Source organism: Paenibacillus alba, from assembly GCF_013204855.1.
Lineage (GTDB): Bacteria > Bacillota > Bacilli > Paenibacillales > NBRC-103111 > Paenibacillus_E > Paenibacillus_E alba.
Genome location: NZ_JABMKZ010000016.1, coordinates 1 through 22,807, shown reverse-complemented (window position 1 = coordinate 22,807; position 22,807 = coordinate 1). Strand labels below are relative to the sequence as shown.

The following is a 22,807-nucleotide window of genomic DNA, read 5'->3' as shown; positions in this document are numbered from 1 at the left end:
CCCTACGTATAAATGCCCCTATCTATCCATATACTAGTAAAAAAAGAAATAGCACTTGGAGGGATATTATGAAATTTCAATTTGGTTTCGACGGCGTTAAACACACGGATCTAGCCCCACTGAAAATCCAACATACCGATGCCGATTCCCCTTTTCTTCTTTCTAAGCATCTACAAGCCATTTTCAGTAAACTACCAACCTATCAACCTATCGTCGTCATTTGTGTAGGAACAGATCGTTCCACTGGAGATTCTTTGGGACCGCTTGTTGGTACACATTTAAACCGAATTGCCACTCTCCGAAACCTGCATCTTTTTGGCACACTGGATGAGCCGGTTCATGCTATGAATTTATCGGAAACAGTAGCCAATATTCAGCAGCAATTTGAAAACCCATTTATCGTAGCTGTAGATGCTTGCCTTGGTCAAGTATCTAGTGTTGGATGCATTCAAGTAGCGGATGGTCCTCTTAAGCCAGGCGCCGGTGTAAATAAAGACTTGCCTCCGGTTGGGGACATTCATGTTACCGGTATTGTGAACGTTGGCGGCTTCATGGAATATTTCGTCCTGCAGAATACACGACTTAGCTTAGTTATGAATATGGCTCACATCATAGGTGATGCCCTGCATTCAGCCTTGCGCCGGACTCAAGCTTATACACCCAATGCTACGGCTGCTTTAAAGTTTGATTAATCGCTTCTTTTTCCTCGGGACTTAATGTATACGTTGATTGTGCATTTTGAATGGGCTTCGCATATAGATACATCTGTTCGCGACTATGTATTCCCGTCAGAATGACGCCATCTTGAAATTCATCCAATAACGCTATCGTAAAACTTAGATCACTTCCACCTTCGTTAAAAGCATTGTAGCGATGAATAGCTACTTTGGATTTCATCTTCATTATGGCTTGACGAATCGTTTCAACCTTGGCTGAAGTCGTTATGGATTCGGCCTTTTGCTCGTTGATCCCACTTTGCATATCAATGATGAGCTGCTCCATATTCTCAGCTTGTGAACCATTCATCATTAGCGTGTATTGTTTACGCAAGGATGATAATTTAACGAAAAGTACAATGACGAGAATAAATAATACAACTATAAATGCGAGGCAAGCTAGAACGATAACTCCGCCATCCAAGCCAAACAGTTCCCCCATGGTTTATCCCTCTTTCTATTTAGCATATTGCGAATGGATTTCCTTCACGGCCTGAATTAATGCATCCACTTCATGATCTGTTGTAAAATAACCAATGCTTGCACGTACGGCGCCTCTAGCCAATGTACCGGCTGCTTCATGCGCAAGCGGGCTGCAATGATAGCCGGACCGAACGGCAATCTGAAAAGATTGATCCAGAATAAAGGCGACTTCAGATGAGTCGGCATCGTCGATATTGAAGGAAACAATCCCTGTTTTATTCTGTCCAAGTTGGGGTCCAAGAACCGTTACTCCTCGAATTCCCAGTAGGCCTTCCATTAACAACTGCGTTTGACGCCATTCCTTTTCATGAATCTTTTCAACCGTTTCCGCTAAGACGAATTTCACGCCTTCGTTTAATCCAGCGATGCCTACCGTATTCTGTGTACCAGCTTCGTAGCGGTCTGGCCTTACGGTTGGCTGCTGAATCGCCTCAGATTGACTGCCTGTTCCACCATGCAAAAGAGGGTCAAGATCGATGTCGGGATGTATATACAACCCACCCGTTCCCTGAGGCCCTAGAAGCCCCTTGTGGCCGGGGAAGGCTAACATGTCGATATTCATACTCCCTACATGAATAGGCAGTATACCAGCGCTCTGAGCGGCGTCTACAAGCAGTTTAGCGCCATGCGTACGGCACAGCTCTCCGATTTCACCAACAGGCATAATCGTTCCCAACAGATTCGAGCTATGATTCACAACGACTAATGTTGTATTTGATTTAAAAGCCCTTTTGAGTTCATCTAAGCTTATATCCCCATGCGCGTCATTATGAATATAAGTAAGCTCAACTTGCGAAGTTGCCTTCAAATGTTCCAGTGGCCTTCTCACAGAATTGTGCTCAATGTTGGTACATATCACATGATCGCCCGGCTTCACAAATCCTTTGATCGCTTGATTGAGCGCATGCGTTGTATTCAGCGCAAATGAAATATCATTCGGATTTCTGACTCCAAATAATTTAGCTAAATTCTTTCGCGTCTCAAATAAGGCTCTACTCGCTTTCACGGCCATCTGATGACTGCCACGCCCAGGGTTCGCAGCATACTCCTCCATACAAGCCATCATAGCTGTCATGACCGCTGGTGGTTTCGGCCACGACGATGCAGCTTGATCGAAATACATAACATTCTCCATTTTTTCACCCTCTCCTCATAAATATAGCATACCTTAGTTTGATCTTTCGAATCGAAAGAAAACCATCGGTATGCTATCTAATTTTAAGAGATTTTGCCTTGAAGCAATTCTAGTAAACGATTTAAATCATCTTTAGAATAATAAAGAAGTTCGATCTTGCCTTTATCCTGCTGAGCCTTGATTTTAACTGTCGTTCGGAAAATATCTCTCAACTGCTCTTCAGCCTGATTAATGTAGGGATCTCTATTTTTTTCTTTCTGTGCTTTCTTTTCCTTTTCTTGCCCTGGTGGTTCTTCCAACATCTTCACAGCTTCTTCAAGCTCACGAACACTCCACTGTTTACTTATGGTTGTTTCTGCGAGTTCCTTCTTCACCTTATCGTCCTTCACACCTACAATGGCTCTTGCGTGACCCATTGATAATGTTCCACGTGAAACATATTGTTTAATGGATTCCGGTAATTGAAGCAATCTCAAAAAGTTGGCAATGTGCGAACGGCTCTTCCCTACTTTGGCGGAAAGCTCTTCTTGGGTCAAAGAGAATTGATCAATAATTCCTTGATATGCAAAAGCAATCTCCATCGCATTCAGATCTTCACGTTGAACATTCTCTATCAAGGCAATTTCCATCACCTGTTGATCAGAAAAACTTCTTTCAACAGCTGGGATCGTCGCTGCCCCCGCAACCTGCGAAGCACGGTACCTGCGTTCACCTGCAATAATCTCGAACCCTTTAAGAACTTTACGAACGATAATTGGTTGGATAACACCATGCTCTTTAATCGAATCAGCAAGTTCTTTAATACTGTCTTCGTTAAAATGCTTCCTCGGTTGATACGGATTAGCTCTCAATTGGGATAAAGGAATTTGAATGACTTTATCACTTTCATCAATATGTAATGAAGTGATTAAAGCATCCAACCCCTTACCTAAACCTTTGGATAAACCTTTGGTCATACAGAGATCACTTCCTTCGCAAGCTCTAAATACACTTCCGCGCCTTTTGATCTAGGATCATATGTAACGATGGATTGTCCATGGCTGGGCGCTTCACTCAAGCGAACGTTTCTTGGAATAATCGTTTGATATACTTTTGTTTGGAAATACTTCTTCACTTCTTCAATAACCTGAATACCTAAGTTCGTTCTTGCATCAAACATCGTCAACAAAACACCTTCGATTTGAAGCCCTGTATTAAGATGCTTTTGGACTAGTCGAACTGTATTAAGCAGTTGGCTTAATCCTTCAAGCGCATAATATTCACATTGAATTGGGATAATGACAGAGTCAGCAGCAGTCAATGAGTTAATCGTAAGAAGACCAAGAGACGGGGGACAATCTATAAGAATATAGTCGAATAAATGTTTAACTAATTGAAGCGATTTCTTCAAACGAACTTCTCTTGAAATCGTCGGTACTAATTCAATCTCGGCTCCAGCAAGCTGGATCGTTGCTGGCAAGATTTTAAGATTTGGAACATTTGTATCAACAATTGCATCTTTGGGATGAACGTCATTAATCAGAACGTCATAAATACAATTGACTACGTCTGCTTTATTAACGCCAATACCGCTTGTCGTATTCCCTTGCGGATCAATATCAACAAGAAGCACTCTCTTCCCAAGTGAAGCTAAGGAAGCTCCCAAATTAACAGAAGTTGTCGTCTTACCGACGCCACCCTTCTGATTCGTTATTGCTATTATTTTAGACAAAACCATTTCACCTCAATCACTTATGTTCCAAATGCCAATCAAAGAGCAGTATTACTATCTTAACACATCTATCAGCTAGTTACCTCACTATTTGATAGTTTTAACTTCTAAGAAGCAAAAAAAACGGCTTGCGCCGTTTAAGGTAGCAATAAATGCCCGTTATCGTTTAGGAATTTTAATAATAATTTCGTAATGATCCTCGTGATCTTTTTCAGAGGTGTTAATGTTCAGTCCAGAGCTGGTTACCATCTCGACAGACTGTCGAATCGTATTCAAAGCCAAACGTACATCCTTAGTAAAAGATACACGACGTGTTTTCTTAAGCTTTGCGGCTTCTTTCAGGAAATTAATTTTAATTTCCGTTTGTTTTACATTTAACTCTTTAGAAATAATTTCTTCGAGAACCTTAACTTGCAGTTCTTCTTGATCAAGCGCTAGTAATGCTCTTGCATGTCGTTCCGTGATTTTCCGTTCCATCAAAGCCATCTTGACCGGCTCACTTAATTGTAAAAGACGAATCTTATTCGCAATCGTGGACTGGCTCTTACCCAAACGCTGCGCCAAGCTTTCTTGCGTCAAGTCATGCATCTCAATGAGTTGTTGGTAAGCCGCTGCCTCTTCTATCGCAGTAAGACCTTCCCTCTGCAAGTTTTCAATAAGGGCAATAGATGCCGCTTGCGAATCATTGAAATCACGTACAATTGCTGGAATAGTGTCCAGACCCAGCTTTTTAACAGCTCGAAGCCGGCGTTCCCCCGCGATTAACTCAAACGTATTATTTTTGACTCTGACAACAATCGGCTGAATAACACCATGCGTCCGAATGGTCTGACACAATTCTTCAAGTCGATCATCATCAAACAACGTTCTTGGCTGATACGGACTTGGAATAATATTGTTGACAGCTATGTTTTTGACTTCATCAGTCGTTGAACGATCAGCAAGTCCAAATAACTTCGATATTTGTTCTTTCATAGGAAAACCAACCACCAACTCTTCCCGTAGTTTAAGCGACCAATACGATCCAAAGATAGACGACCTCTTCGTCCTACAGAACGAAAACGCTTGTCAATAATACGGTGAAGTATGACAAGTGCTCACATAAACATACTAACTTTATAATATATATCGTACTTATGTTATAATTCTCCATGCAAAGCCAAAATCCTGCTAGAACTGCACGATCTGCGGAATGTTTAAATGTTTCACGTGGAACATTTTCACATTTTGGACAATGGTTCTTTCAGCGGAATGCCTGCTTTCCTCGGATACTTGCTTGGCGTTGCAGACACCTTTTGAATTTCAACAAAATGACGAACTGATTCCTCAATCGGCAGCAACATGCGGTTCACTTTAATAACTTTCCCTTTTAACTCCGATAAGCTATAACTAGCACTCGCAAGTTCCTCTTCAATCTCAGAACCTTTCATCGCGATGAATGTTCCCTCCTTTTTCACAAAAGGAAGACAGAACTCATTCAAAACTTGAAGTCTCGCTACTGCTCTAGCTGTAACTAGATCGAATTGGTCACGATATTTAGGAAGTCTAGCAATATCCTCTGCCCTGCCGTGTACGCAATCCATATCCGTAAGACCAAGCAGATTAACAATTTCCTTTAGAAAAAGAATCCTTTTATTCAACGAATCGACGATCGTCACTTTCAGATAAGGAAAAGCAATTTTCAAAGGAATGCTGGGGAAGCCTGCTCCTGAACCAATATCAGCAAGACTCATTACAGAATCCATAGAAAAGTTAAAAGAGACAGAGAGGGAATCATAGAAATGTTTCAAATACACTTGCTCTCTCTCTGTAATACCTGTTAAATTCATTTTTTCATTCCACGCCACCAACGTCTTATAATACTGCTCGAATTGATCCAGTTGGTGCGCAGAAAGAAAAATATTTTCTTTTTCTAATAATTGAGTAAACTGTTGTTGAATTGCATCCATTAGTTACCTCTTGCCGCAGTGACGCGATTATAATGTTCCAAGTAGACAAGCAAAATAGAAATATCCGAAGGCGTAACGCCACCGATCCGTGATGCTTGCCCAATGGAAATCGGGCGAATCTTTGCAAGCTTTTGCTTAGCTTCAGTAGCAATTCCATGTATTTCACTGTACTCGATATCATCGGGAATTTTCTTCTTCTCCATTTTACGCAGGCGCTCTACTTGATTGCTTTGCTTCTCAATATAACCCGCATACTTAACTTGAATCTCAACTTGTTCTTTCATTTCCTCATCAAGAGGCAGAGACGATGGCGACATTTTCTCAATAGCACTGTACCCAATCTCAGGACGACGCAGCAAAGATATGGCTGGCACGGAGTTGTTAAGCTGCACGCTCTCCAAGCTTTCCAACAATTGCTGCACATGAGGTTCAGGCTTAATCTTATCAATAGAAAGTCGTTCGATTTCTTGATCCACCAAAGACTTCTTATTTAGAAATGCCGCATAACGCTCATCTGAAATAAGTCCGATCTCATGACCTATTGGCGTTAAACGCATATCCGCATTGTCGTGACGAAGCAGCAGCCGATATTCTGCACGAGAAGTTAACAAACGATAAGGTTCATTCGTTCCCTTTGTTACCAGGTCATCGATTAGAACACCGATATACCCTTCCGAACGATCCAGAACAACAGCTTCTTTCCCCAAAACTTTGCGGGCAGCATTAATACCAGCCATAACACCTTGCCCAGCAGCTTCTTCATATCCAGAAGTTCCGTTAATTTGGCCAGCAGTGAACAAACCGCTTACCAGCTTAGTTTCCAAAGAAGGTTTCAATTGCGTAGGAACAACCGCATCATATTCGATCGCGTAGCCGGTACGCATCATTTCAACTTTCTCTAGTCCAGGAATAGAGCGCAAAATGCCAAGCTGCACATCTTCAGGCATACTCGTAGACAATCCTTGCACATAATACTCCGAAGTGTTGCGACCTTCGGGTTCCAAGAAAATTTGATGTTTAGGCTTATCTGCGAAACGAACAATTTTATCCTCGATGGATGGGCAGTATCTTGGCCCTGTACCTTCAATAGCCCCAGAGAACATAGGAGCGCGGTGCAAATTCGAGTTAATAATATCGTGCGTTTCTTCAGATGTGTACGTTAACCAGCAAGGCAGCTGCTCATCATTGTTAGGAACACCTTTCGTTTCAAAAGAGAAGAACTTAGGCTCATCGTCACCAGGTTGAATTTCTGTTTTGCTGAAATCAATCGTATCTTTATGAACACGCGGGGGTGTACCTGTTTTGAATCGAACGAGATCAAAGCCAAGCTTGCGCAATGACTCAGATAACTTAACAGAAGGTTGTTGGTTATTCGGCCCGCTCTCATACATCAGCTCACCCATAATAACTTTCCCTCTTAAATATGTCCCCGTTGTTAGAACAACCGCCTTCGCATAATACTCAGCGCCTGTTTTGGTAATTACGCCTTTACAAATGCCGTCTTCGACAATAAGCTCCTCGGCCATACCTTGACGTAGTGTCAAATTCGATGTGGCTTCGATGGTTTCTTTCATTTTATGCTGATACGAAAATTTATCCGCTTGTGCACGTAGCGCGTGAACCGCAGGGCCTTTCCCCGTGTTCAGCATTCGCATTTGAATATAAGTCTTATCAATATTGCGACCCATTTCGCCGCCTAGAGCGTCAATCTCTCTAACAACGTGGCCCTTCGCAGGACCACCAATGGATGGATTGCAAGGCATAAAAGCAACCATGTCCAAATTGATCGTTAATAACAATGTGTTGCAGCCCATTCGTGCTGAGGCCAGTGCAGATTCACATCCGGCATGTCCAGCACCGATAACAATGACATCATAATCACCTGCATGATATCCCATAATAAACGTCCCTCCCTCTTTTATGAAAACGCAAATGCTGTCGTTTTCATTTTCCTAAGCAGAATTGTGTAAAAATTTGATCGATCAACGATTCTCCAACGGAATCCCCAATAATTTCACCTAGCTGCTCCCAAGCAGCTCTTATATCAATCTGAATCATATCTATAGGTACATATTGCTCATTCGCCTCGAGTGCATCATGAAGAGAACGTTTGGCTTGCTTCAATAACGCGATATGTCGAACATTGCTAACATACGTCAAATCGCTGGATTCCAGCTTGCCTTCAAAGAAGATAGCCGCGATTGCTTTTTCCAAGTCTTCAATACCTTTATTTTCAATCAGAGACAACTCGACAATACGCTCCTGCGGAAAATAACTTAGCACTTGTTCAACATTCAGCTTTCTAGTCAAATCAATTTTATTAAGAATAACAATGGTTTGCTTGTCTGCTAATTGCTTCATCAAGGCGATTTCATCAAGCTGCAGCTCTTCATTGCTGTTAAGTACAAGCAGGATTAAATCCGCTTCAGCTAAAGCTGTCTTGGAACGTTCCACACCAATCTGCTCGACAAGATCCGTTGTTTCCCGGATACCTGCTGTATCGAGTAGCTTCAACGGAATACCGCCAATATTGACGAACTCCTCAATAACATCCCTCGTGGTACCTGGAATATCAGTAACGATAGCCCGATTTTCCTGAGCCAGCTCATTCAGCAATGAGGATTTGCCTACATTCGGCTTACCTACAATTGCAGTCTCAATGCCTTCGCGCAAAATCTTTCCTTGCTCCGCAGTCACCAAAAGTCTATCAATTTCAAGCATCACCGTATCGCACTTCGTCTTAATGAAGGCATTCGTCATTTCTTCAACATCATGCTCTGGATAATCAATATTCACTTCAACATGAGCCATTAACTCCACCAAAACATGCCGCAAATGCTTAATTTGCTTCGACAAATTACCTTCAACCTGTTTCAAGGCCACCTTGAAAGCTCGATCCGATTTGGCTCGAATCAAGTCAATAACCGCTTCAGCTTGGGTCAAATCTATACGACCATTCAAAAAAGCACGCTTCGTGAATTCACCTGGTTCAGCCAACCGCACTCCTTGCTGCAGCAGCAAATCGAGCACTTTTTTGACAGAAACGATGCCTCCATGACAGCTGACCTCCACCACATCTTCCATCGTAAATGAACGTGGAGCTTTCATTAACGTAACGAGAACCTCCTCTACCTTTTCGGCAGAAGCAGGTTCTACAATGAATCCATAATGTACCGTATGCGTCTGCGCAACAGATAGTTTCGTTTTTGAGCGAAAAATCCGTTCCACGAATGGAACGGCTTCCTCTCCGCTCACACGAATAACCGCTATCCCACCCTCGCCGAGCGGCGTAGAAATAGCAGCAATCGTATCATTTAGCATCGTATTTACACCTCGAATTTACCTGAACTTAAAGAAAAAGCAATGACATGAACAAAGTCATTGCGGCAGCATTATTTGACAGCGATAACGACCCGACGGTTCGGTTCTTCGCCTTTACTATACGTTTTGACAACAGGGTGTCCTTGCAATTCGGCATGAATAATTTTACGTTCCTGCGAATTCATAGGCTCGAGAATGACTTCTTTTTTCGACTTAATCACACGATTAGCAAGCCGAACAGCCAACTCTTCCAATGTTTTTTTGCGTCTGTCGCGGAAATTTTCCGCATCTAAGATAATGCGAAAATGCGAATTCGCATACCGGTTAGCAACAATATTCACCAAATACTGCAAAGCATCCAGTGTTTGTCCTCTTTTACCGATCAAAATACCTAACTCAGAGCCACTCATATTCAAGACGAAGCCTTCGCGATCTTTGCGTGTATCTATGGTGATGGAAATTTGCATCGCTTCGAACATATCTTGTAAGAAAGCAATTGCTTCCTCAAGTGGATCCGGTATCAACTCAAGCTCTACTTTAGCTTCTTTGGAACCAATAAATCCGAACAACCCTCGAGAGGGCTGCTCCAAAATATGAATGTTTACACGATCCTCGGAAACTTGCCATTGAGCTAGGCCGGATTTCACCGCTAACTCAATAGTCTTTCCAGTCACCACAATTTTTTTCATTTGGACAGGCCACCCTTATTTTTTTGCGATCCGGACTTTTGTGATCCAGGAGAACCATAAATAAAGTAAGACTGAACGATCGTGAAGATATTACCGTAGATCCAGTAAAGCGGAAGAGCCGCTGCGAAATTCATGGACATCACGAAAATCATTACCGGGAAGATATATAGTAAGCTTTTCATTTGTTGATTCATTTGGGAAGACATAAACATCTGTTGAACGAATGTGGTTGCCGCGGCAATCAACGGAAGAATATAGTAATGATCCGGTTGACCAAGATTCATCCATAGGAATGTATGCTCACGAATGTGATCATTACGCATAATCGCTTGATAAAGAGCGATCAGAATTGGCATTTGAACAATGATTGGAAAACATCCAGCTAAAGGATTCACACCATTTTGCTGAAAAAGCTTCATCGTTTCTTCCTGCTGTTTCTTTGCATCATCTTTGTACTTTTCTTTGAGCTTCTTCATCTCAGGCTGCAAATCTTGCATCCGTTTAGAGCTTTTGTATTGCTTTAAAGTAAGCGGCAAAATAATTAAACGAATGATCAAGGTAACAACTAAGATTGATAACCCATATTGACCCCATAAATGATCAGCGAACCAATCCAGGGTTTGAGAAAGCGGGTACACAAAATATCTGACGAAAAAACCTGCGGTATTGGGATCAATTGGTGCCATAGCTGCGCTTGATGGACTACATCCTGACAACAATAAGATCAACGCAGAAAACGATGCAAGCAAATAGATTCGACGAGTCAAAATGAGATCCTCCTAAATATCTTTTCCAACATAAACTATAACACATCTTCAGCTCGCAAGGAAATATTGCGTCACTTTTTTATTGTGTCATTTCTTTTTAATAAAGAAGCTTTGCGGATGACATGCCAAATGCTTTTTTCCATCTCGGCATATTCCATTTCGACGACTGGTTTTCTGGCTAATAAGATGTAGTCATAATGAGGCGTCATTTGATCTTTTTTCAAACGAATAATTTCCTTCATCATTCGTCGAAGGCGATTTCGGACAACGGCATTGCCTACCTTCTTGCTCACAGACACACCCAGGCGAAATTTCTCAAGCTTTGGCTGCGGCAAATAATACAGCACGAATTGGTGATTGGCCATTGACTTGCCATAGCGATAAATTTTATTGAAATCTTCTCTTTTAGCTAATCTATATTCTTTTTCCACGGATTTTACGCTCCAGACAGATAACATCCAAATCTATGTTTCATAAACACGACAGATATGATCTAGTTTTAACCGAATTCAGCTCATGTAAACCGATCAGACAAAAAGCAAAAAAAAAAGCCCCTTCCGGAGCCTCTTTTTACGCGCTAAGAATTTTTCTTCCTTTAAGACGACGAGCTTGCAGAACTTTACGTCCATTCTTCGTGCTCATTCTTTTACGGAAACCATGATTCTTCTTACGCTTTCTCGTATTAGGGTTAAACGTCGGACCCATCTATAGCACCTCCCTACCTGAGGATATCCATCCTACAAAATTTCTACTACTCATTAAATCATATTTCCCTTAAGAAAGTCAACCTACCCGAGTGTGCAGAAAAAAAGACATTTTGTTCAGCACATTTCCAAAAAGAATAACCTGTGTATAAAAATTTGGCTTGTGGAAGAGAACCCTGTCGAAAATTAACAGAATATCAACAATATCTTGTGTTGTGAACAAAATCTATGCACAACTTGTTGTAATTGTGGATAATATCAAACAATCCGTTGATTAACGGACTGTCTTTTGTTAAGATGATAATGTTTCTGTTGTGGATAGACACCACCAACTCTCCGACTTATCAACAATCTGTGGATAACATTGTGAACAATTTTCCCTCTACAAGAATAAGTCATTTCGACCGATCCTTAATAATGTGGATAAAATCGACAAAGTCTGTTCTTTTTTGACCCTAGCAGACATCAAGGTTCATTTCGCCGTTAAACGAGCAGACTATACTTACTTCGTCACGAAGCCTTTCCGGACTGGCGATTCACATACATCGAGTTGTATCCATAACGTATGCTTTTTCGACACAAGCTCATTACTGGCCTTATGCCACATGTTTAATTTCAAAGGAGTGAATACTGTGGAAGGCCATTCTACCGACTTATGGCAACAGATTTTAACAATCATTCAAACCAAACTCAGTAAACCCAGCTTCGATACTTGGCTCAAATCAACGAAAGCGACAGTTTTTAATGACTCTACTGTCGTTATTTGTGCGCCCAATAATTTCGCGCAGGAGTGGCTGGAAAGCCGCTACACCAAGCTGATTGAAGGAACAATCTATGATTTTACAGGCAAGCATGTGTCTGTGAAATTCATCATTGAAACGGAAGAACAGAAAGCACAGTCTACAGCGATGCTTCCAACGGTTATACCGCCTAAAGGCCCGGCAATCGTCGCAGGTGAAGAAAATTTCACGAATATGATGAATGCGAGATACACCTTTGATACCTTCGTTATCGGATCCGGCAATCGCTTTGCGCATGCAGCGTCTTTAGCAGTTGCTGAAGCTCCCGCCAAAGCCTATAATCCGCTATTTCTCTATGGTGGCGTTGGTTTGGGCAAGACACACTTGATGCATGCGATCGGTCATTATGTGCTGGAGCATAACCCAGGTTCCCGTGTTTTATATATTTCATCCGAAAAGTTCACGAATGAATTCATTAATGCGGTCCGCGATAACCGCGGTGAAGGATTTCGTAATAAATATAGAACAATCGACGTCCTATTGATTGATGATATTCAATTCCTCGCCGGTAAGGAAGGTACACAAGAGGAGTTCTTCCATACTTTCAATGCCCTTCACGAAGAAGGCAAACAAATTATTATTTCCAGTGATCGCCCGCCCAAAGAAATTCCAACCCTGGAGGATCGCTTGCGTTCACGGTTCGAATGGGGCTTGATTACCGATATTCAACCGCCCGATTTAGAGACTCGGATTGCGATTTTACGCAAGAAAGCCAAAGCGGAGAACCTAGAAATTCCGAATGAAGCGATGATCTATATCGCCAACCAAATCGATACAAACATTCGTGAGCTCGAAGGAGCGCTAATTCGCGTTGTAGCTTATTCGTCCTTGATCAATCAAGATATCAGCGTTCATCTGACAGCCGAAGCGTTGAAGGATATTATTCCGTCCAATCGGCCGCGCGTCATTACGATACAGGATATTCAGCAGCGTGTTGGAGAATTCTATGGATTGAAGCTGGAGGATTTCAAAGCGCGCAAACGAACAAAAGCCGTAGCCTTCCCAAGACAGGTCGCGATGTACCTGGCGCGTGAGCTGACGGACTTCTCTTTGCCGAAAATCGGAGATAATTTTGGAGGTCGTGACCATACAACCGTCATTCACGCCCATGAAAAAATAACGCAGCAGTTAAAAGTAGATCAGGATTTATACAAGATCGTTCATAACCTGACAGAGCGCATCAAAAACCCCTCTTAATAACTTCCTTTTTTCAATAAGCCTATGCACAATCTATTCACATGTGGATAGGCTTGATTTATATAAGATTCATCCACATATCCACATATCCAGAGCCCCTACTGCTATTACTAATAAAGAATGTTATTATATAATGATTATGCTAACGCAAATTAAAAAAGAACCACAGGAGTGAAATCATGAAATTAACGATCCTCAAAGACCATTTAATCGAATCCATTGGTCACGTTTCCAAAGCCATCTCATCTCGAACGACAATCCCGATTCTTACAGGGATCAAAATAGATGCAACGTTAAGCGGTGTAACCCTCACTGCCAGTGATACAGATATCTCAATTCAAAGCTTTACAGCAAGTGAAAATGAAACGATCAAAATTATTCAATTATTCCAAGCCGGGAGTGTTGTGCTTCCAGCTAAATTTTTCATAGAAATCATCCGAAAGCTTCCTGCCCAATTGATTGAAATCGAAGTCAAAGCCAATTTTCAAACGATTATTCGTTCAGGATCTTCCGAAATTCAAATCATGGGACTTGATCCGGATGAATATCCGCTGCTGCCCGAAATTGAAGAAAGCAAAATGCTTCGTCTTCCCAGCGATTTATTAAAAACAATGATTAAGCAAACGTCTTATGCGGTTTCCACCAACGAATCTACACCGATTCTTACGGGTGTTCTCTGGAATATTACAGGTGATAAACTGAAATTCATTGCTTGCGACCGGCATCGCCTGGCTAGTCGTGAAGTGACAGTTGATAACGATAACGCGCAAAACCTGCCTAATATTGTTATTTCAGGTCGAACATTGAACGAATTAAGCAAAATTTTGCCCGATCAAAATTCACTTATAGATATAGTTATTTCAGACAATCAGGTTTTATTCAAAATTCATTCAATTTTGTTTTACTCCCGCATTTTAGACGGAACCTATCCAGATACATCCAAGCTAATTCCGCAGTCTTTTCAAACGGAAATGGTCGTACCGACCAAAGAATTGGCAGAAGCGATCGACCGCGCTTATTTATTATCCAGAGAAGATAAAACGAATATCGTCAAAATGATGATGCAAGAAGATCAGACGATCGAGATCTCTTCAAGCTCATCGGAGCTGGGAAAAGTAACGGAGCAAATTAACCTGCAGCACATTGCCGGTGATTTACTCAAAATTTCGTTCAACTCCAAATATATGCTTGATGCCTTAAAAGTACTCGATTCCGAGTTTATTCACATCGGATTTACGGGAGCTATGCAGCCAATCATCATGAAGCCGCAAGATTCTACAAATATGCTGCAGCTCATCTTGCCTTACCGAACGACGAATTAAGGAGAATCGGACATGAAACAGATCGGAATTAATACGGATTATATTACCCTTGGGCAGTTTTTGAAGTTATCGGACTGTATATCCACAGGTGGACAAGCTAAATTTTTCGTTGTGGATACAAAAATCGAAGTAAACGGGCAAGCTGAAAATCGCAGAGGACGGAAGCTCGTTCCGCAAGACGTGGTAACCGTGGAGGGTTTCGGACAATTCGAAGTCGTTAGCTCCTGATCGGCTTAAACCAGGAGGATGACCAGCCATGTTTTTGAATAGACTTGCACTTCGGCATTACAGGAATTACGAGCAGATTGAGATTACAACGACTAACAATGTGAATATCTTTGTTGGACCTAACGCGCAGGGAAAGACGAATTTATTGGAATCCATCTATGTGCTGGCCATGACCAAGTCACATCGCACCCATCAGGACAAAGAATTAATTGGCTGGAATGGAGAACAGACACAGCTGTATGCAGAGATTCAGAAAAAGTATGGCAGCTGCAAGTTGGACCTTTCCATTACGACCAAAGGCAAAAAAGCCAAGATCAATGGTCTTGAGCAAAAGAAACTAAGCAATTTTATCGGAGCTTTGAACGTGGTTATGTTTGCTCCGGAAGATTTGGAAATCGTCAAAGGCACCCCTGGTGTCAGGCGGCGTTTCCTCGATATGGAAATCGGCCAAGTTCAGCCTTCGTATCTCTACGATTTGTCGCAATATCAGAAGATTTTGGTGCAGCGAAACAATTATTTAAAACAATCTTTCCCCGGAAAGAGCACGCCGGACGCCATGTTAGACATTTGGAACGAACAATTAGCGCAATATGGTGTTAAAATTATGAAAAAACGTCAAAGCTTTATTAAGAAGCTGCAACAATGGGCGGAGACCATCCATCGAGGAATAACCAACGATAGCGAAGCCCTTCTTATTCGTTATGCCCCGTCTTTTGAGATCGAAGCTGAAGATGAATCTGTTTTATTAAACCAATTTATGATAAAGTTATCATTGGTTAGAGATCAGGAATTCCGAAGAGGCGTTACGCTAGTGGGCCCTCATCGCGACGATCTTCTTTTTTACATCAACGATAAAGAGGTCCAAACGTACGGTTCTCAAGGGCAGCAACGAACAACAGCGTTATCCCTCAAGCTTGCGGAGATTGAGCTCATTCATGAAGAAGTCGGCGAATATCCCCTATTATTACTTGACGATGTGCTTTCAGAGCTTGATGAATATAGACAGACGCAATTGATCCGCACGTTTCAACAGAAAGTCCAGACGTTTATCACCACAACCGGATTGGAAAGTGTTCATTTGGACCAACTGGACCATGCTTCCGTGTTTCATGTGTTGAAAGGAAATGTAAGTGGCAGGAGCTGAGGAGCATGTTTATTCATTTGGGTGGCGAGAAAATTATTAGAGCTTCCGAACTGATTGCTATTTTCGATATCTCGATTGAGAAGTCTTCCAAAATATCGAAACAATTCATTCAGCAAGCTGTAAAAGATAAGAAAACAGAGAAAATCGGTGAAGAAGAATGCAAATCGCTCGTCGTTACGAAGAGTAAAGTGTATTATTCACCAATTTCCTCAACAACGCTCAAGAAAAGAGCACATCAGTTGTTAACGAACTAACCTCCTCTACGCGCGGTCGCTTATCTTGAATTGGCATCGATAGAGGTTTATCTCACTATAAAAAAGCAGGTGGAGATTAACATGTCTGTGAATCAAAATGCATACGATGACAGTCAGATTCAGGTTCTGGAAGGTTTAGAGGCCGTTCGTAAACGGCCGGGTATGTACATTGGTTCCACTAGTGCACGTGGACTTCATCATCTGGTCTGGGAAGTTGTCGATAATAGTATCGATGAGGCGTTGGCCGGCTTCTGTACGAAGATCGATGTTATCGTCCATAAGAATAACAGTGTAACCGTTATTGATAACGGCCGTGGAATCCCAGTGGGTGAAAATGCGAAACTGAAGCGTCCGACACTGGAAGTTGTTCTTACGGTTCTTCATGCGGGCGGTAAGTTTGGTGGAGATGACTCGGGTTACAAAGTATCCGGGGGTCTTCATGGTGTAGGTATCTCTGTTGTCAACGCGTTGTCTGAGCTGCTGACTGTGCAAGTTAAGCGTGACGGCAAAATTCATGAACAAGAATACCGCCGCGGCGCGCCTCAGTATGACGTGAAGGTCATTGGGGAAACCGAGGAAACAGGCACACAAGTGACGTTCCAGCCGGATCCGGAGATTTTCAAAGAAACCGTTGAGTACGATTACGATATTCTGCAATCAAGAATTCGTGAGTTGGCTTTCTTGAACAAAGGGATCGAAATTAATTTAATTGATGAGCGCACGGATACTTCGAATACACATATGTATGAGGGCGGGATCGTCTCCTTCGTTCAGCATTTAAACCGCAACCGCGAAGTTGTGAACGAAACCCCTATCTATGTGGAGGGCTCCAAGGATAATATCTCCATCGAGATCGCACTTCAATACAACGATAGTTACACAGAGAATATTTATTCTTTCGCCAATAATATCAATACCCATGAGGGCGGAACGCATGAATCCGGTTTTAAAAGCGCATTGACGCGGATTCTGAACGACTATGCCCGTAAAAGCAATTCCCTGAAAGAAAGTGATTCTAACCTTTCCGGTGATGATGTGCGTGAAGGTCTTGCTGCGATTATTTCCGTGAAAATTCCTGAGCCTCAGTTCGAGGGTCAAACGAAAACGAAGCTTGGAAATAGTGAAGTTCGTGGGATTGTGGAATCTCTGTTTGCTGAGAAGCTGCAAGAATTCATGGAAGAGAATCCTGCGACTGCGAAGAAGATCCTTGAAAAAGGGATTCAAGCGGCAAGAGCCCGGGAAGCTGCCCGTAAAGCGAGAGAATTGACCCGTCGTAAAAGCGCCTTGGAAGTTAGTGCCCTGCCAGGTAAACTAGCAGATTGCTCTTCCAAAGATGCGTCCATCAGTGAAATATACATCGTAGAAGGTGACTCTGCAGGCGGATCAGCTAAGCAAGGACGTGATCGTCACTTCCAAGCGATTCTGCCGCTTCGCGGAAAAATCTTGAACGTAGAGAAAGCTAGATTGGATCGTATTTTGTCCAATACTGAAATTCGTGCGATGATTACTGCCTTTGGTACAGGGATTAGCGATGATTTCGATATTGCCAAAGCGCGTTATCACAAAATTATCATCATGACCGATGCCGATGTTGATGGAGCTCACATTCGTACGCTACTGCTCACTTTCTTCTACAGGTACATGAAAAAGTTAATCGAAACCGGTTATGTGTATATTGCGCAGCCTCCTCTTTTCAAATTGGAGCGTAATAAAACGGTTCGTTATGCCTATAACGAAAAACAAAGAGAAGCCATCATGCAGGAGTTCGGTGAAGGCGCCAAAGTCAACGTTCAACGTTACAAAGGATTAGGCGAGATGAATCCGGAGCAGCTATGGGAAACGACAATGGATCCGGAAAGCCGTACGTTCTTACAGGTAACGATCGAAGATGCGATCGAAGCAGATACACTTTTTGATTCTTTGATGGGCGATAACGTAGAGCCGAGAAGAGATTTCATTGAGGAACACGCCAAGTACGTGAAAAATTTAGATATCTAAACGTCCTAGACGTTGCTAACGATGTAGCTTTCAGGAGGAACATTCATGAGCGAAGAATTACATTCGCAAGTCAAAGAAATTGACATTTCGACCGAAATGCGTACATCCTTCTTAGACTATGCGATGAGTATCATTGTCAGTCGTGCACTGCCAGATGTAAGAGACGGTCTGAAGCCGGTTCATCGTCGTATCTTGTTTGCGATGTCTGAGCTAGGCATGTCTCCAGATAAACCACATAAGAAATCAGCGAGAATCGTCGGCGAAGTTATCGGTAAGTACCACCCGCATGGTGATACTGCGGTGTACGAAACGATGGTTCGGATGGCGCAAGATTTCTCCCTTCGTTATATGCTCGTTGATGGTCACGGTAACTTTGGATCCATTGATGGCGATATGGCAGCAGCGATGCGTTATACCGAAGCTCGTCTATCCAAGATCGCTATGGAACTGTTACGCGATATCAACAGAGAAACGATCGATTACAAGCCCAACTATGATGGGGAAGAGAATGAACCCGTTGTTCTTCCTTCCCGTTTCCCTAATCTACTGGTGAACGGAAGTTCAGGGATCGCAGTAGGGATGGCCACAAATATTCCTCCGCATAACCTGCGTGAGGTTATCGAAGGTATCCAACTGATGATTCAGAATCCGGATATCACGCCGCTTGAACTGATGCAAGTCATCAAAGGACCGGATTTCCCTACAGCTGGCTTTATTTTAGGTCGCGAAGGGATTAGACAAGCGTATCAAACGGGCAGAGGTTCTGTTACGATGCGGGCTAGAACGGTTATTGAAGAGAACAATAACAAAGCTAGAATCATCGTTAATGAATTGCCTTATCAAGTGAATAAAGCAAGACTTGTTGAGAAAATTGCTGAGCTCGTTCGCGAGAAGAAAATTGACGGCATCACGGATCTGCGCGATGAGTCTGACCGTAATGGGATGCGCGTTGTTATTGAGCTGCGTCGTGATGTGAATCCGAATGTCGTTCTGAATAACTTGTTTAAACAAACAGCCATGCAGTCTAACTTTGGAATTATTATGTTGGCGCTAGTTAATGGCGAACCAAGAGTTCTGAATCTACGCGAGATGCTGCACTACTATCTCAAGCATCAACAAGAAGTTATCCGCCGCAGAACCGAATATGATTTGCGCAAAGCGGAAGCGCGTGCGCACATTTTGGAAGGTTTGCGTATCGCTCTTGACCACTTGGATCAAGTTATTGCATTGATTCGTTCATCAAGAACGACGGAAGAAGCCAGAGAAGGACTCATGTCGACATTCCATTTGAGTCACGATCAAGCTCAAGCTATTCTGGATATGCGTCTACAGCGTTTAACTGGTTTAGAGCGCGAGAAGATCGAGGCGGAATATGCGGAGCTCATGAAGAAAATCGCTGAGCTTAAAGCGATTCTTGCTGATGAGCAGCTGATTCTAGCGATCATTAGCGAAGAATTGAATGAGATCAAAGAGAAATTCGGTGACGAGCGACGTTCTGAAATCACGGTTGGTGAGGAAAGCATCGAAGATGAAGATCTCATCCCGCGTGAAGATGTCGTTATCACGATTACACATACAGGTTACATCAAGCGTCTGCCGGTTACGACGTATCGGAATCAGAAGCGTGGTGGACGAGGCATTGTGGGTATGGATACCAAAGACAATGACTTCGTGGAACATTTGTTCGTAACCAATACGCATCATTACCTGCTGTTCTTTACGAACAAAGGGAAAGTGTATCGTCTGAAAGCTTACGAGATTCCGGACTTGAGCCGAACTGCACGAGGAACGCCGATCATTAACTTGATCCAAATCGAGCAAGGCGAAACCGTGAATGCTGTAATTCCGGTTGAAAGCTTCGAAACCGACCAGTACTTATTCTTTGCAACGAAGCAAGGTGTTGTGAAGAAAACGCCAATTGACGATTATTCCAATATCCGTAAAGGTGGCTTAATTGCTATTAATTTGCGTGAGGACGACGATCTCATCGGTGTTAAACTGACAGACGGTAACCAAGGTATCATCATGGGAACGAAGCAGGGAATGTCCATTCACTTCCCAGAGCAGGATGTACGTTCGATGGGTAGATCGGCTACAGGGGTTAAAGGTATTCATCTTGATGCTGAAGATGCTGTCATCGATATGGATGTTGTCCATGAAGATAACAGTGTGCTTATTGTAACGTCCAAAGGCTTTGGTAAACGGACACCTGTATCCGAGTACCGGATTCAGTCACGTGGCGGAAAAGGGATCAAGACATTGAATGTCACGGACAAGAACGGTCCTGTTGTTGGACTTAAAGTGGTGGAGCAAGAGGAAGATCTCATGATTATTACGGCATTAGGTACGGTTATTCGTACAAGCATGGACGGTATCTCCGTCATGGGCCGTAATACACAAGGGGTTCGCCTAATCAATATTCGTGAAGACGACGAAGTCGGAACCTTAGCTCGTGTTCAGAAAAATGAAGAGCAAGATGGCAGCGAAGAAGATGGCGATTGGGAAGAATCAGAAGCAACAGAATCAACCGATTCTGAGTAAATAAAATGTGGGGATGGGGCTTACAAACCCATCCCTTTTCCTTTACAATATGAAGTATACGATAGTTAAGGTGAGTGAATGACCGTGCCGAACGTAATGGTTTCTCAATTGAAATATGGTGAAAGATTAGGCGATAATGTAATAACGAAATTGGGGAATGTCCTTTTTAACAAAGGGAAAATTATCAATAATAGAGATATTGAGATTCTCCAAGCATTTCTGATCGCATCCGTTTTTATTGAATCCAAAAATGGCAGTGAGGTCGAGGCCACAACGGAAGAGGCAAAGCCGAAGGAAACAGCAACCACCCCTCCATTTCAAATAGAGTATCAGAATATGCTAAAGCTGCTTAAGCGTGTCTATCTGCTGGCTAATGGCGGGCAACCATTACCGATCTTTGACATTAGGAATGGACTTGAAGCACTCATCCAGCATATCGATGCATATAAAGTGCTTACCTTCGCACCCAAAAATCGCAATCTGCAGGATTATATCTATCACAAAAGTATCATGGTCAGCTTAACGTCCTACTCGCTGGCCATATGGCATGGCCTTCCTCAGAAGGATTTGATGCAGATTGCGTTAGCAGGCCTTCTACATGATATTGGGACAGCTAAAGTAGATCCGGCTATTCTGGAGAAGAAAGGCCGCTTAACGGAAGCTGAGATGGATGAGATCAAGCAGCATACATTAATCGGGTATCAAATTCTCAAAAATGTATCCGGTATTAACGAAGGCGTGAAATTAACGGCAGTCCAACATCATGAACGCGAAGATGGCTCTGGATATCCATTGGGTATCAAAAGCGATCAAATTCATTTGTATGCCAAAATCGTAGCGATTGCCGATATTTATAACGCAATGACGAATGAGCGTTTCCACAAAACAGCTGTGTCTCCTTACATCGTGCTTGAACAACTTTTCACGGAGTCCTTTGGTAAAGTAGATCCAACGCTCGTTCAAGTATTTATCAACAAGTCTACACAGATCAGTAATGGCACGCTCGTCAAGCTTAGTGATAACCGAGTGGGTGAAATTATATTTTCAGACCGTTCTAATCCGACTAGACCTTGGGTTAACGTTAATGGAACGATTGTTAATCTAACACTCGAAAGAAGTTTGTTCATACAAGATGTTATCGGACATGTTTAGCAGCTTAAAAATCCATGTGAAAACCCCTGTTGAAGGGGTTTTTTCTTTTCAGTTATGAATGATCTTCGATAGTGGTTTTCTTGATTAAAAAGAAATATCAAAAAAAGCTTGCATTCCTTTTCCGTATTTGTTATATTACTCCTTGTCGCTTCGGCGGTCGAACGAAAGAACGAAAGAAATTGAAAAAAAGTTCTTGCAATCGAATAGGCCGATGTGGTATATTGATCAGGTCGCCTTTGAGGGGCGAAGGATGAATATGGAAGACATTGATCTTTGAAAACTGAACAACGAGTGAGTAAGCACGAACGAGCAATCGTTCAAAAAAGAGATTGTAAAATCTCGCTAGCAAGTCAATTGAGCATTTCAGCTTTCAGATATACGGATGAGCAATCGTCCGCTACTATGGAGAGTTTGATCCTGGCTCAGGACGAACGCTGGCGGCGTGCCTAATACATGCAAGTCGAGCGGAGTATTTCCTTCGGGGAATGCTTAGCGGCGGACGGGTGAGTAACACGTAGGTAACCTGCCTATCAGATCGGGATAACTATCGGAAACGATAGCTAAGACCGGATAACTGGTTTTCTCGCATGAGAGAATTATGAAACACGGAGCAATCTGTGGCTGATAGATGGGCCTGCGGCGCATTAGCTAGTTGGTGGGGTAACGGCTCACCAAGGCGACGATGCGTAGCCGACC

21 protein-coding genes and 1 rRNA gene are annotated in these 22,807 nt (G+C 42.6%); 10 read left to right on the top strand and 12 right to left on the bottom strand.

Going from position 1 to position 22,807, the window contains the following annotated elements; genetic code table 11:
- Positions 1 to 68: 68 nt before the first annotated feature.
- Positions 69 to 692: a spore protease YyaC gene (gene yyaC / locus HQN90_RS19795; RefSeq protein WP_173221829.1), complete on the top strand. Its 624-nt coding sequence runs from the start codon at positions 69 to 71 to the stop codon at positions 690 to 692.
- On the opposite strand, the gene HQN90_RS19790 is transcribed toward yyaC, so the two are convergent.
- The 12 genes from HQN90_RS19790 to rpmH form a co-directional block, all read right to left on the bottom strand.
- Positions 667 to 1,158, bottom strand: coding sequence for a DUF4446 family protein (locus tag HQN90_RS19790; RefSeq protein WP_173221827.1), 492 nt, complete (start codon positions 1,156 to 1,158; stop codon positions 667 to 669). The two genes, yyaC and HQN90_RS19790, sit on opposite strands and share 26 nt — an antisense overlap.
- Before the next feature lie 15 nt (positions 1,159 to 1,173).
- Positions 1,174 to 2,334: an aminotransferase class V-fold PLP-dependent enzyme gene (locus HQN90_RS19785; RefSeq protein WP_173221825.1), complete on the bottom strand. Its 1,161-nt coding sequence runs from the start codon at positions 2,332 to 2,334 to the stop codon at positions 1,174 to 1,176.
- Between the two features lie 83 nt (positions 2,335 to 2,417).
- Positions 2,418 to 3,290 carry a ParB/RepB/Spo0J family partition protein gene (locus tag HQN90_RS19780; protein WP_173221823.1) on the bottom strand — a complete coding sequence of 291 codons (873 nt, stop codon included), beginning with the start codon at positions 3,288 to 3,290 and terminating at the stop codon, positions 2,418 to 2,420.
- Entirely contained in the window at positions 3,287 to 4,045 is a 759-nt protein-coding gene (locus HQN90_RS19775) for a ParA family protein (RefSeq protein ID WP_079415849.1), read from the bottom strand. Before HQN90_RS19775 ends, HQN90_RS19780 begins: the two co-directional genes overlap by 4 nt.
- 159 nt (positions 4,046 to 4,204) lie before the next feature.
- Positions 4,205 to 5,020, bottom strand: a complete 816-nt coding sequence (gene noc / locus HQN90_RS19770) for a nucleoid occlusion protein (protein ID WP_079415851.1) — start codon at positions 5,018 to 5,020, stop codon at positions 4,205 to 4,207.
- Positions 5,021 to 5,265: 245 nt separating this feature from the next.
- Positions 5,266 to 5,994, bottom strand: a complete 729-nt coding sequence (gene rsmG / locus HQN90_RS19765; RefSeq protein ID WP_173221821.1) for a 16S rRNA (guanine(527)-N(7))-methyltransferase RsmG — start codon at positions 5,992 to 5,994, stop codon at positions 5,266 to 5,268.
- A complete protein-coding gene (gene mnmG / locus HQN90_RS19760) occupies positions 5,994 to 7,892 on the bottom strand; it encodes a tRNA uridine-5-carboxymethylaminomethyl(34) synthesis enzyme MnmG (protein WP_173221819.1) in 1,899 nt (632 codons plus the stop codon). Before mnmG ends, rsmG begins: the two co-directional genes overlap by 1 nt.
- Before the next feature lie 46 nt (positions 7,893 to 7,938).
- Entirely contained in the window at positions 7,939 to 9,315 is a 1,377-nt protein-coding gene (mnmE, locus tag HQN90_RS19755; RefSeq protein ID WP_173221817.1) for a tRNA uridine-5-carboxymethylaminomethyl(34) synthesis GTPase MnmE, read from the bottom strand.
- A gap of 71 nt (positions 9,316 to 9,386) precedes the next feature.
- Positions 9,387 to 10,004: an RNA-binding cell elongation regulator Jag/EloR gene (gene jag, locus HQN90_RS19750; protein ID WP_173221815.1), complete on the bottom strand. Its 618-nt coding sequence runs from the start codon at positions 10,002 to 10,004 to the stop codon at positions 9,387 to 9,389.
- Positions 10,001 to 10,771, bottom strand: coding sequence for a membrane protein insertase YidC (yidC, locus tag HQN90_RS19745; RefSeq protein WP_411830184.1), 771 nt, complete (start codon positions 10,769 to 10,771; stop codon positions 10,001 to 10,003). The genes jag and yidC overlap by 4 nt, the downstream gene beginning before the upstream one ends.
- A gap of 71 nt (positions 10,772 to 10,842) precedes the next feature.
- On the bottom strand, positions 10,843 to 11,202 hold the full coding sequence (gene rnpA / locus HQN90_RS19740; protein ID WP_079415863.1) for a ribonuclease P protein component: 360 nt from the start codon (positions 11,200 to 11,202) through the stop codon (positions 10,843 to 10,845).
- A gap of 139 nt (positions 11,203 to 11,341) precedes the next feature.
- Entirely contained in the window at positions 11,342 to 11,476 is a 135-nt protein-coding gene (rpmH, locus tag HQN90_RS19735) for a 50S ribosomal protein L34 (protein WP_029196162.1), read from the bottom strand.
- A gap of 604 nt (positions 11,477 to 12,080) precedes the next feature.
- Between rpmH and dnaA the strand changes: the two genes are divergently transcribed.
- From dnaA to HQN90_RS19690, 9 genes are all read left to right on the top strand, one after another.
- On the top strand, positions 12,081 to 13,472 hold the full coding sequence (gene dnaA, locus HQN90_RS19730) for a chromosomal replication initiator protein DnaA (protein ID WP_173221813.1): 1,392 nt from the start codon (positions 12,081 to 12,083) through the stop codon (positions 13,470 to 13,472).
- Between the two features lie 179 nt (positions 13,473 to 13,651).
- A complete protein-coding gene (gene dnaN / locus HQN90_RS19725) occupies positions 13,652 to 14,794 on the top strand; it encodes a DNA polymerase III subunit beta (protein ID WP_173221811.1) in 1,143 nt (380 codons plus the stop codon).
- A gap of 12 nt (positions 14,795 to 14,806) precedes the next feature.
- Positions 14,807 to 15,022 carry a S4 domain-containing protein YaaA gene (gene yaaA / locus HQN90_RS19720; RefSeq protein ID WP_079415869.1) on the top strand — a complete coding sequence of 72 codons (216 nt, stop codon included), beginning with the start codon at positions 14,807 to 14,809 and terminating at the stop codon, positions 15,020 to 15,022.
- 28 nt (positions 15,023 to 15,050) lie between these two features.
- Complete coding sequence (gene recF, locus HQN90_RS19715) at positions 15,051 to 16,166, top strand: DNA replication/repair protein RecF (protein WP_173221809.1); 1,116 nt, start codon at positions 15,051 to 15,053, stop codon at positions 16,164 to 16,166.
- Between the two features lie 5 nt (positions 16,167 to 16,171).
- Positions 16,172 to 16,420 (top strand): extracellular matrix regulator RemB, encoded by a 249-nt coding sequence (gene remB, locus HQN90_RS19710; RefSeq protein ID WP_079415873.1) that lies wholly within the window; start codon positions 16,172 to 16,174, stop codon positions 16,418 to 16,420.
- 81 nt (positions 16,421 to 16,501) lie between these two features.
- On the top strand, positions 16,502 to 18,418 hold the full coding sequence (gyrB, locus tag HQN90_RS19705) for a DNA topoisomerase (ATP-hydrolyzing) subunit B (protein ID WP_173221807.1): 1,917 nt from the start codon (positions 16,502 to 16,504) through the stop codon (positions 18,416 to 18,418).
- Between the two features lie 45 nt (positions 18,419 to 18,463).
- Positions 18,464 to 20,959, top strand: coding sequence for a DNA gyrase subunit A (gyrA, locus tag HQN90_RS19700; protein ID WP_173221806.1), 2,496 nt, complete (start codon positions 18,464 to 18,466; stop codon positions 20,957 to 20,959).
- Between the two features lie 84 nt (positions 20,960 to 21,043).
- Positions 21,044 to 22,111 (top strand): HD-GYP domain-containing protein, encoded by a 1,068-nt coding sequence (locus HQN90_RS19695; RefSeq protein WP_173221804.1) that lies wholly within the window; start codon positions 21,044 to 21,046, stop codon positions 22,109 to 22,111.
- Positions 22,112 to 22,510: 399 nt separating this feature from the next.
- Positions 22,511 to 22,807: ribosomal RNA gene (locus tag HQN90_RS19690) — 16S ribosomal RNA — on the top strand; the annotation flags it as partial.